The 10,794-nt window shown below is 48.0% G+C and carries 10 protein-coding genes, 1 tRNA gene and 3 pseudogenes; 4 read left to right on the top strand and 10 right to left on the bottom strand.

Going from position 1 to position 10,794, the window contains the following annotated elements; genetic code table 11:
- Nucleotides 1-324: pseudogene (locus VJY99_RS07290) on the bottom strand (alpha/beta fold hydrolase); the annotation flags it as partial.
- Nucleotides 325-684: 360 nt separating this feature from the next.
- On the opposite strand from VJY99_RS07290, the gene VJY99_RS07285 reads away from it, so the two are divergent.
- Together VJY99_RS07285 and rnk are read left to right on the top strand one after the other, a co-directional pair.
- Nucleotides 685-2,061, top strand: coding sequence for a GntP family permease (locus VJY99_RS07285; protein WP_324117390.1), 1,377 nt, complete (start codon nucleotides 685-687; stop codon nucleotides 2,059-2,061).
- A 161-nt stretch (nucleotides 2,062-2,222) separates the two neighbouring features.
- Nucleotides 2,223-2,633, top strand: coding sequence for a nucleoside diphosphate kinase regulator (rnk, locus tag VJY99_RS07280; RefSeq protein WP_324117389.1), 411 nt, complete (start codon nucleotides 2,223-2,225; stop codon nucleotides 2,631-2,633).
- Nucleotides 2,634-2,666: 33 nt separating this feature from the next.
- Here the strand turns inward: rnk and malI are convergent, their stop codons facing one another.
- The 5 genes from malI to folD all read right to left on the bottom strand — a co-directional run bounded on the left by malI (nucleotide 2,667) and on the right by folD (nucleotide 7,316).
- Complete coding sequence (gene malI, locus VJY99_RS07275) at nucleotides 2,667-3,683, bottom strand: Mal regulon transcriptional regulator MalI (RefSeq protein WP_324117388.1); 1,017 nt, start codon at nucleotides 3,681-3,683, stop codon at nucleotides 2,667-2,669.
- Between the two features lie 204 nt (nucleotides 3,684-3,887).
- A complete protein-coding gene (locus VJY99_RS07270) occupies nucleotides 3,888-5,387 on the bottom strand; it encodes a PTS transporter subunit EIIC (RefSeq protein WP_324117387.1) in 1,500 nt (499 codons plus the stop codon).
- 196 nt (nucleotides 5,388-5,583) lie between these two features.
- Entirely contained in the window at nucleotides 5,584-6,111 is a 528-nt protein-coding gene (locus VJY99_RS07265; RefSeq protein ID WP_324117386.1) for a metal-dependent hydrolase, read from the bottom strand.
- Nucleotides 6,112-6,235: 124 nt separating this feature from the next.
- Nucleotides 6,236-6,448: a ribosome-associated protein YbcJ gene (gene ybcJ, locus VJY99_RS07260; RefSeq protein WP_324117385.1), complete on the bottom strand. Its 213-nt coding sequence runs from the start codon at nucleotides 6,446-6,448 to the stop codon at nucleotides 6,236-6,238.
- 1 nt (nucleotide 6,449) lies between these two features.
- Nucleotides 6,450-7,316: a bifunctional methylenetetrahydrofolate dehydrogenase/methenyltetrahydrofolate cyclohydrolase FolD gene (gene folD / locus VJY99_RS07255; protein WP_324117384.1), complete on the bottom strand. Its 867-nt coding sequence runs from the start codon at nucleotides 7,314-7,316 to the stop codon at nucleotides 6,450-6,452.
- A 200-nt stretch (nucleotides 7,317-7,516) separates the two neighbouring features.
- Here folD and VJY99_RS07250 point away from each other — a divergent pair.
- Nucleotides 7,517-7,593 (top strand) — tRNA-Arg (locus tag VJY99_RS07250).
- 312 nt (nucleotides 7,594-7,905) lie between these two features.
- Here the strand turns inward: VJY99_RS07250 and VJY99_RS07245 are convergent.
- Nucleotides 7,906-8,781 carry a hemolysin E gene (locus VJY99_RS07245; RefSeq protein ID WP_324117383.1) on the bottom strand — a complete coding sequence of 292 codons (876 nt, stop codon included), beginning with the start codon at nucleotides 8,779-8,781 and terminating at the stop codon, nucleotides 7,906-7,908.
- Between the two features lie 126 nt (nucleotides 8,782-8,907).
- A pseudogene (locus VJY99_RS19660) lies at nucleotides 8,908-9,259 on the bottom strand (transposase); the annotation flags it as partial.
- Nucleotides 9,260-9,351: 92 nt separating this feature from the next.
- On the opposite strand from VJY99_RS19660, the pseudogene VJY99_RS07235 reads away from it, so the two are divergent.
- Nucleotides 9,352-9,734, top strand: a pseudogene (locus VJY99_RS07235) (IS6 family transposase); the annotation flags it as partial.
- An 11-nt stretch (nucleotides 9,735-9,745) separates the two neighbouring features.
- Here VJY99_RS07235 and VJY99_RS07230 read toward each other — a convergent pair.
- The gene (locus VJY99_RS07230; protein WP_324117382.1) at nucleotides 9,746-9,988 is read right to left on the bottom strand and encodes a hypothetical protein; all 243 of its coding nucleotides are present in this window, start codon (nucleotides 9,986-9,988) and stop codon (nucleotides 9,746-9,748) included.
- Between the two features lie 41 nt (nucleotides 9,989-10,029).
- On the bottom strand, nucleotides 10,030-10,794 hold a 765-nt coding region (locus VJY99_RS07225), incomplete at its 5' end, for a YadA C-terminal domain-containing protein (protein WP_324117381.1).

The raw sequence follows: 10,794 nt of genomic DNA, 5'->3' as shown, positions 1-10,794 counted from the left end.
GCCGTGCGATCCGCCCTGGTACACTTTGAAAATCGAGTCAGGCAACGTCGCCGCCGTGACTTTCCCGCAAGTTTCAAAGGGTACAATCTGATCATCATCGCCATGAATGACCAGCGTTGGGATGGTCATTTTCTTCAGGTCTTCGCGCAGGTCGGTTTCAGAAAACGCTTTTATACAATCGTAAAGCGCTTTGATTCCCCCCTGCATGCCCTGCTCGACAAAACTCTCCCTGACACCTTCCGAGATTTCCGCCCCTGGACGGTTATAGCCATAAAACGGCAGAGTCAGCTCTTTGAAAAAGTCTGCCCGGTTGGCACGCACGCCTCTTCAGGTGATGATCGCACAAGGCGCATAAGTGATACGTGCATATACCCAACAGATTTCAAGATACAGATTCGCGGTTAACAACAGCCGCTGACGCACCTGCGACTTGAAAGATGAGGGGTATATTGAGGGTAATGCAATTTTTCACCTGGCAGGTTTATTTACGGTCAGCAATTCATCAGCGGTGATTAATGAGGGTTTATTTCGATAGTTTGAACTTGCTCTCAAAACACCAATAAACATACGGTAATCCATTCCCGACAGGCCAATGTTACCAGTATCATGTTACCGGTATCAGCAATCTGGTGAATTATGCTTTAAGCCTTTTTCACATATAAATTCGGCGCAGAGGACAAATACATGACCGAAATAACAACACATCTCGGTGCAGGAACCCTGCTAGGGATCGCAGCCTGCTCAGTCGTACTCTTACTTATCCTGATCATGCGTTTCAAAGTGCATGCATTTTTAGCCTTAACCCTTGTGAGCATCGTCGTCGCCCTGGTTACCGGTGTGCCGTTCGATAAAATTGTCCCAACTATTTTAGGTGGTTTTGGTAGCACACTGGCAGGCGTTGCGCTGTTGGTTGGCCTTGGCGCAATGATTGGCCGCTTGCTTGAAATTTCCGGCGGGGCAAAAGTACTTGCCGATACGCTAGTCGGTAAATTTGGTTCACACCGTGCACCTCTTGCACTCGGCGTGGCATCGTTGATGTTCGGCTTCCCAATCTTCTTTGATGCGGGTCTGGTCGTAATGCTGCCGATTATCTTCAGTGTGGCAAAACAATTCGGCGGCTCTACGCTGAAGTATGCTCTGCCTGCTGCGGGTGCGTTTGCGGTCATGCATGCCCTGCTGCCACCACATCCAGGTCCGGTTGCTGCCAGCGAATTGCTGGGTGCAAATATCGGTCTGCTGGTGATTGTTGGCCTGGTTATCGCGATTCCAACCTGGTATCTCGGCGCGTATCTGTTTGGTCAGTACGCAGGTAAAAAATTCCATGTTCCATTGCCTTCTACTTTCCTCGGAAGCGTAGAAGTCGATACAAACAACAAGCCACCAGCATTTAGCACCGTATTAGCGATTTTGCTGCTGCCACTGGTACTGATTTTCCTCGACACAGGTCTGAACACAGCCACCGTAATCGGTTGGGTCAGCGCTGATAACATCGTGGTTCAATTCCTGCGGATGTTGGGTAAAACCCCTGTCGCACTGTTGATTACCGTATTCTTCGCACTTTCAGTCTTTAGTGGCAACCGTAGCCGCCAGCACCTGGAAAAAGTGTGTGATGGTGCCCTCGGCCCAATTTGCGGCATCATTTTGGTGACCGGTGCGGGTGGTATGTTCGGTGGCGTTCTGCGTGCAAGTGGCATTGGTAATGCACTGGCGGGTGTTTTATCCGATACCGGTATGCCGGTGATTGTTGCCGCGTTCGTTATCTCTACCGCACTGCGTGTCGCGCAAGGTTCTGCAACTGTTGCTTTGACAACGACTGCGGCGCTGATTTCCCCAATGGTTGCCGTCACACCGGGCTTGAGCCAGTTTGACCTGTGCTTCATCGTGGTGGCCATTGCAGGTGGTGCAACCGTACTGTCTCACGTGAACGACTCCGGCTTCTGGTTGGTTGGCCGTTTCCTGGAAATGGACGAGAAAACCACCCTGAAAACCTGGACTGTGATGGAAACGTTGCTCGGCACTATCGCCTTCCTGTTTGCTCTGGTAGGCAGCATTATTCTGTAAACTGCGCTGTTATTAAAATGTGACTGAAGTCGCTTTAAAGTAAACGGTAAGCTCAGTATCATCATCACAGACCAAACCCTCACTCCTTGGAGTGAGGGTTTTCTTTTGTAGGGTCCACCATCAGGCACAAGAGTGCCTGTTTTTTTACATGGAGAGAAAATATGTCCAGACCAGCCATTATCATTAATGAACTTGATGCCGAGCGTATTGACCGATTGCTGGAGCAACCACAATTTGCCAACCAGCCTGTCGCCCACGCGCTGAACGCAGAACTGGACAGAGCAGAAATGCGTAAGCCTGTAGATATGCCAAAAGACGTCGTGACCATGAACAGCCGCGTGAAATTCCGCGATCTGACCTCAAAAGAGGAGCATGTTCGCACGCTGGTGTACCCGGCAAACCTGACTGATAGCGACAACCAACTTTCGGTAATGGCGCCTGTTGGCGCGGCACTGCTGGGTTTGCGTGTTGGTGCAACGATTAACTGGACGTTACCGAACGGTAACCAAACGCATCTGGAAGTGCTGGAGCTGCAATACCAGCCGGAAGCGGCAGGCGAGTTCCATCGTTGATGATTTATCCCCCTTCTGACGGAGGGGGAAGTACTAAGCAGAATCTCTCTGCACTAACTCCCCAGAAATAATAATCTTCTGCGACGGCAACATCGGTGTCTTAATCTTATTCACAATCAGCGTTGCGGCTTGTCGCCCCGCTTCTTCACTGGATGCCGAAACATAGGTAAACCGGGGGGAAGTAAGATTAATGTGCATCATATCTTCGAACCCAATCAGTGAAACTTGTTGGGTCAAAAACACATCTTTGCCGACAGTTCGCCCAACCTGCTGAATACCATTCAGGCAGCCAATAATGGCAGACGGCGAATGGCAAAGCATGGCGGTGATTTTGCTGTTTTTTTCCAGCAATTGCCGTGTTACGCGTGCCGCAGCTTCGGTGTTGTTTTCGCAAACGGGCGCCCATTCCTCGCGGAATGGCAGATCATATTGCGCAAGTGCATTTCGATAACCCAGTAAACGTTCTTCACGCATCAGGTTGGTTGCCGAGCCGCCCAAATAGGCGATATTTCGGTGGCCACGATCAAGAAAATAGCGCGTCGCCTGATTTCCTGCCTGACGATTATCCCGTCCAATCACATCCCGTTCGCTTATCACCGTCGATTCAGAAATGATAACGGTCGGTAACCGGCATTCGGTAATTAGGGTGGGTATGGATTCTAAACGGTAGTCGGTATCAAGATAAATCACCCCCGCCACGCCTTGCTGGGTGAAAGACGTTAAACACTGTTGTAACTGATCTTCGTCATTTTGTGGATGCCCAAGAAAAACCATATAGCCTTGTTTTCCCAGATAATTAACCACACTCGCCATGACATTAACGCAAAAGGTGTCGCTGAAATCCCTGATAATCAAGCCGATGAGATTGGAGGTGTTGGAACGCAGATTGGCCGCTGCTACGTTATGAATATAGCCAAGCTGTTTAATCGCAGCATTGACCTTTTCGATAGTCGCGTCCGAGATCTTTCCTTTTTGACGCAGCACCAGTGAAACGGTGGAGACAGAGACTCCAGCCAGTTGTGCCACATCAATAATATTGATCTTTTTCATCCTATTCCTTTACACCAAATGTCCTTGTTATCAATACCATAAAAGGCCCCAGTAAACATACTGGGTTTTGCTGCCCTTTCCCCTATAGCATTCAAACTGCAGGAAGGCGGCAAAAGAACTTAGCCCCAGGAACTTACTTGAGTAAGTGACTGGGGTAAGTGAATGCAGCCAACACCCCTACACCTTGAAGGATGACGGGGAAAGTTATTTGCCGATCATAGTGGACATCGTTTGGGCGATAAACTGCGCTCGGGCACCGAATATCACCTGAATACCCGAGTCACCGACAAATACCACACCGCGCGCACCGAGGCTGTTAAGACCATCTTTATCAACGTACTCGCTCTTCTCGACTTCCAGACGCAGACGCGTGATACATGAACCAACAGAGTTGATGTTCTCAGCGCCCCCCAGCAGGCTAATAATATCGCCAGCCAGTTCGCTGTCTGTTTTGTCATTTGCATTCGCGGTAACGTCTGCACGACCCGGTGTTTTGACATCAAAACGGCGAATCACATAGCGGAAAGTGAAGTAGTAAATGAACGCCATTGGCACACCGACAATAATCGCCGACAGGAAGTTAGTCTGGTATCCGTTGAATGATGGCAAAATCCCAAATGAAATGTAGTCAATCATCCCGGCTGAGAACGACTTGGCAATATGCGCATGCAGTAAATACATACACATATATGACAGGCCAGCCATAATCGCGTTGAAGACATACAAGATTGGCGCAACGAAGATAAAGGTAAACTCAACCGGTTCGGTAATGCCCGTCAGGAAACAGGTCAACGCAGCAGAGAAAAGAATACCGGCGGCAATTTTCTTATTTTTGGTGTTTGCTTCGTGATACATCGCCAGACATGCCGCTGGCAATGCAAATAGCATCAGCGGGAATTCACCTTGCATGAATTTACCGGCGTTGTGGTAGCTGTCGCTGCTGAAGGATTTCGTGCCTTCTTCGAGCATTTTGAACCAGATGGTTTGGTCACCGTGGATCACCTGCCCGGCCTGTGTGGTGTATTCACCAAATGAATACCAGAACGAAGGATACCAAATATGATGCAAGCCGAGTGGGATCAACGCACGTTCCACCAGTCCAAAGATAAAAGTCGAAAGCGCCTGATTATCACCATTCACAATAAGCGACAGCGAATCAATACCTGACTGAATGTAAGACCAGATCCACGGCAGCACCATTCCGAGCAGGAAAGATAAAAATGCGGTGGCAATGGCCACAAAGCGTTTACCTGAGAAGAACCCCAGGAATTCAGGTAACTGCATGGTGTGGAACTTGTTATAACACCACGCGGCGAGAATACCGGAAATCAGCCCGCCAAAGACGCCCATCTGCAAGGTTGGGATGCCCACCACCATGGCGTATTTCCCACCAGTCGCCGCCATTTCCGGTGTGATATTCAACACGGTGCCTATGGTCACGTTGATGATAAACACTGACACCGCCGCCGACAGCGCAGCAATCCCCGACTCCGCCGCCAAGCCAACCGCCGAACCAATGGCAAACAGCATCGGCAGGTTGTCGAAAATCACACCACCCGCGTTCATCATCAGCGGTAAATGGAATTTATCGCCAAAGGCCAGTAACAGACCCGCAGCAGGAAGCAGCGAGATTGGCAGCATTAATGCACGCCCTATCATCGACAGCTTAGATAACGATTTCGTAATGCTCGATAACAAACTCATGGACAATCCCCCGGTGTTGACGCCGCCATCGCGTTTTATAAATTTACGCGTTCTTATGGTAAGTAGAACGTTCTAGTAGAACGTTCTACTTATACTGACGAAACGAATTTTACTCGGCAACTAAAATCTGAGTTGTAGCCATACTGTTATCGAATATTTGAAGTTGCGCAGGTTTTAACCTGGTTTTAGTAGGGGGTTAGTGCACGTTCTTACGCATCACAAATATCAAAAAAGCCATCAGCAATCCGGGTAGCCAAACCCATTGCAGCTCCGACCATATTACCGCCTGTCCGCGCGGTTCGAGATAACGTGACAGCGCAAACGGTGCGACGCGAATCACCTGCCAGGGAGCGAAAAAGCGTTCGTCCGACCACGGCCATAACCAGCCAACCCCCTTGCCACCCGTGGTCACTGAGTCCAGCAGACTATGTGAAAGCAATGATACCGTCAGGAATAGCCAGACGCGGATAATCCCTGCCCTAAACCAGCGGTAACCGAACAAGCAAAGCAGCGGCAGGACAAAAGCAAATAGCAAAGAGTGCGTGAAACCGCGATGCCCAAAAGCATTGCCATACGCTACGCCAAATTTAAAAGCCAGTACATCGGCATCAGGCAGCATGGCCAGAACAATGCCGCCCAATAAAAGGCGTAGAGGGATATTTTTTTTACCCAGCCCTAATCCTAAACAAATGGGCACCGCAGCATGTGTGATGATAGTTGGCATAGAAGGCATTGTTTCGTGAGAGAAAAAAGAAGAATAGCTCAGAATTTGTCTTACGTGATTCGATTGCAGGAGGTTAACCAAGAAGGGAAACCCTCGCCCAAAAGCGAGGGTTAAGGCGGGAAGCTTATTCTTGAACCGTAATGCTCAGACTTTCAAAAACCACCGTCTGGCCTGCAACGATTTTGCAGCGCTTACGGGTTTCCACTTCGCCATCTACCTTCACCAGCCCTTCCGCAATCACCGCTTTCGCCTGTGCGCCGCTTTCACACCAGCCTTCCAGCTTCAGCAGATCGCATAATTCAACGTGTGGGTGTTTACCTAATGAGAAGGTCGCCATTTTACTCTCCATGGACATCATGATATTCCTCGCAAGCCTGCAAGGTATTCTGGATAAGAGTGGCGACGGTCATTGGGCCAACGCCACCCGGAACCGGCGTAATATACGAGGCTTTGGCGGCAGCTTCATCATAATTTACGTCGCCGACCACTTTACCACTCTCCAGACGGTTAATACCCACATCCACCACAATCGCCCCTTCCTTGATCCACTCGCCTGGAATAAAGCCAGGTTTGCCGACCGCGACAATCACCAGATCGGCGTTCTCGACGTGATGGCGCAAGTTTTTAGTGAAGCGATGGGTAACGGTAGTCGTGCAGCCAGCCAGCAGCAGTTCCATGCTCATTGGGCGGCCAACAATGTTAGACGCGCCAATCACTACGGCGTTCAGGCCGTGGGTATCAATGCCGTAACGCTCAAGCAGCGTCACGATACCGCGTGGCGTACAAGGGCGCAGACGCGGTGCACGCTGGCACAGACGGCCAACGTTGTACGGGTGAAAACCATCCACATCTTTATCCGGGTCGATACGTTCCAAAACTTTCACGTTGTCGATGCCCGCAGGTAGCGGCAGTTGCACCAGGATACCGTCGATTTCGTTATCTGCGTTGAGCGTATCAATCAGCTCCAGCAGCTCTGCTTCCGTGGTGGTGTCAGGCAAATCGTACGAGCGAGAAATAAAACCCACTTCTTCACATGCTTTACGTTTACTCCCGACATAAATCTGCGATGCAGGGTTTTCGCCAACCAGCACAACTGCAAGTCCTGGAGCACGTTTTCCAGCGGCAATACGGGCTTTCACTTTTTCTGCAACTTCAAGCCGTACCTGCTGCGCAATCGTTTTACCGTCAATAATCTTTGCTGCCATCAGTCAGATGATTCCGTCTGTAATAAAAAAGGGAGGGGAATGTTTCTATTTTGTCAGAAGCGCGGCTCGCTGTCAGGCATTGTTGAGACTTTATGCTTAATTGTCGCGCAGGTAGTTGAAAAGCCATTGACTAGAAAGGTACTGACCGTATAATCCGAGCGTCCCGAAAACGTGGTACGATACAAAACAGCACTTTCAGTGCGCCCTTAGCTCAGTTGGATAGAGCAACGGCCTTCTAAGCCGTAGGTCACAGGTTCGAGCCCTGTAGGGCGTACCATTTAAATCAATGAGTTACGCAAAACCCCTCACTAAAAACCACGCACCCAAAAATTTCATCTAACGGCTAGTGTAAGTAAAATTTCTCAACGCCAATCAACATTAGCGTGGCTTAGTCAACATGCCCGGAAAGTACCAAGCTATGACGCCATCTTAATGCGACAGAACCGCCGGCAGTGTAAGGAGCAATGCGCCTGTTAGGTGCGACTGGTAACAGATCATTATAGGCGCATATGAAAAACCTCCGGCTATGCCGGAGGATACTTATTTTACAAAAGATATAAAAAACCTCGCACTATATCCCCATAATTTATTAATTCTTTTTCCCATGGTGTTTCTGGTATTCATTACACGATGAAATTAATTTTGTTGCAGAATCCTGCAACTGCTTCAGCATTAAATCATCGTAATCAACAAAAAATCGAGTTGTTTCTGTCTGTGTTTTCAAGTCTCCAATATTAGATATTTCAGCTTTTAACTGATCCTTGGCTTTATCAATATCTGTATTGGCAGTGTTTACAATCGTAGTCAGCGATTCAAAAAAATCTTTGACAGACTTTAATTTATTTCTCAACTCTGGGATTAGTTTCCCCTCAACAACCCCGGTAGCTATTGAGTAGGCAATGATTAAACCAAAAGGCCCTCCGGCAATACCAGCAGCAGCTCCCGCATATGCTTCTTTTCTGATTTTATCTACTTGCCCTTGAAAGTAATCACTTTTTTCATTAAAATCATTAGCTAACTGGCTATCCAGTGCTAATAATTTTCCAGATGCTGAGTTGAAACTTTGAGAACTAGCATGAAGTGCTTCTTGTGCTTTTCCGAGTTTAGCAACCCCATCATCTAGCACTTTTATTAATATTGCCTTTTGTGCTGACGCTTTTTTTTCATCATATTGATTAAACAATGAAAGATAGGCTTCCAATAATTGTGTTGTCACTCCACACCATTCATAAACTACTTGTGTCGCCTCGAAGTATTTATCTTGGCTATTCATCAGAAGTGTTTTAATTTCGCCAACTAATGTGGATGCCGCTTGAGAGTAATCTTCTTTAAAACGGCTTAATTCTTTCACTGTATCGTTAAATGTATTCCAAGGTATAATCTGATCGAGTACCTTGTTGTAGAGATCTAAAGCTTTATCTGCTGTATCTATTACTGTTTTTGCTGTTTCAACTGGGTTAGTCATAATGTTTCCTTTAATTGTAAATAGGATATATATCAATTAAGTGTCACTAATATCGATGGACGCAATGCATTACCAATACTTGTAAAATAAAAAATTTCCACACAATAATATATTCAGACTAAGAGCCTATCCCAATAGGATTTTATTCCAGACAATAATCCCGCAAGCCAGATGCAGCATAGCCTCATTATTATCGGCTTTCTTTTCCCAACGCGTAAGCACCCGACGAAAGCGCTTCATCCAGCTGTAAGTTTTTTCTACAACCCAACGGTGCGCTTTGATGTGAGGCTCGTGTTCTTACTGGCATCAGATTCTTCCTTCCTCGACTGGATATAAGATTCAGAGCGCCGACTCTTCAGATAGCGCTCCTGGCTCTCCAGCCAACACTTATCCTGGCATAACCTGAGTTTTCTGCCAGGTTTGCCCGTCTGAAGGCCATCAAGGTATCGGCAACTAACTTGATATCGTGGGTATTGGCGGTTCTGTCGCATTAAGATGGCGTCAGGCAACATGTTGTTTTTTTGTGATGTTGCCTGACCATGTCTCTGTTCCGAAAAGCCTTCAGTCGCCTGGGTTATCCGCCTCGTATCGTTGCTGGATAAGGCGTTTCGTCTGCGTAAACGCACAGTGGGTCGTCGATGGCGCATGGACGAAACTTACATAAAAATCAAAAGACAATGGAAATATCTGTACCGTGCAGTAGATACAGCGGGCCAGACTATTGATTTCCTGCTAACGACTAAACGGGATGCTGCGGCAGCACTAGGTTTTTTCCGCAAGGCTATTGGCCAGCACGGCGAACCAGAGGTCGTAACCATCGATAAAAGTGGCGCCAACACAGCGGCTCTGGTCACACTCAATGCCGCTAAACCTGATGAAGAGACGATCACCGTCAGGCAGAGTCAATACCGGAACAACCTTGTGGACAGGATCACCGAAACGTTAAGCGACGGAGCGTTTATTATCACCACCATAGATGCGCTTCACGTAAATTGAATTTTGCAAGGTAAAACTGAAAGAGTTTATTAGGGTCTTCTGAAGTGTTAACCATGATGTGACTGTGAATTAATGCGGAGTTTCCAGCTTCATTTTTCCAGACCAGCAAAACCACATCGCTGTAAGAGTCTGTGAGTAATGACATAGAGACTTCAATAAAATACTGATTATTGCGGGTACTGCCTGAGATTATAAAATCTTCAATCAGCATTTTGTTTAACCTGTGTTAAAGGGGCTTCCTTGCCCGTTTAGTTATTGCCAGCCTATAGAAGCGCCTACGCCCGCTCCGAAGTTACTTTCTGTATCAGCGGAAACATTCAGCTTAACGATGGTGTTACTTGTGGCGTGGAATGAAGCCCCCACTGAAACAGCTGATTCACTGTTGTAAGTACCAGCACCAGCGCCTAAAGCGAATTGTTGGGACTCTGTAACTTGTGGGATTGAAGCCATGGCAAAGGCTGCACTGATACCAGCAGAAGCGCGCTTATCGTTATCCTTGATTGTCTTGTCCTGCTGGTTCTGGCGCTTCTCTAAAGAGTCGAGGTGCTGAGTATTGCTGACAATAGCCTGCTGATTGTTCTCAATAGCAGCTCGGTTAACCTGTGTGTGATAACTGTTCAGGTCGATATCTTGACGCTGTGCATAGGCGGCTTGCTTCTGCTGATAATCAGCACGTTTCCGCGCTACCTGTTCAGCTTTCAGTTCCTTCTTACTTGCACCTGTTAAAAGGGTGACGGTAGCAGGGGTAGACGTTGCGGTTACGTGCTGGCTTGCTGTGCGCTGCTGGTTTGCCAGAGTCTTAGACAGACCATCAATCTGTTTCTGTTGGTCTACGTCATTAGCGGTCTGTGCAGCTTGACCCGCGTCAGGGCTAACGTGCTGGTTTGCTGTGCGCTGCTGGTTTGCCAGAGTCTTAGACAGACCATCAATCTGTTGCTGTTGGTCTACGTCATTAGCGGTCTGTGCAGCTTGACCCGCGTCAGGGCTAACGTGCTGGTTTGCTGTGCGCTGCTGGTT

The sequence above is a fragment of the Buttiauxella sp. genome (assembly GCF_035271705.1).
Lineage (GTDB): Bacteria > Pseudomonadota > Gammaproteobacteria > Enterobacterales > Enterobacteriaceae > Buttiauxella.
This window is presented reverse-complemented; position numbering and strand designations above follow the sequence as displayed.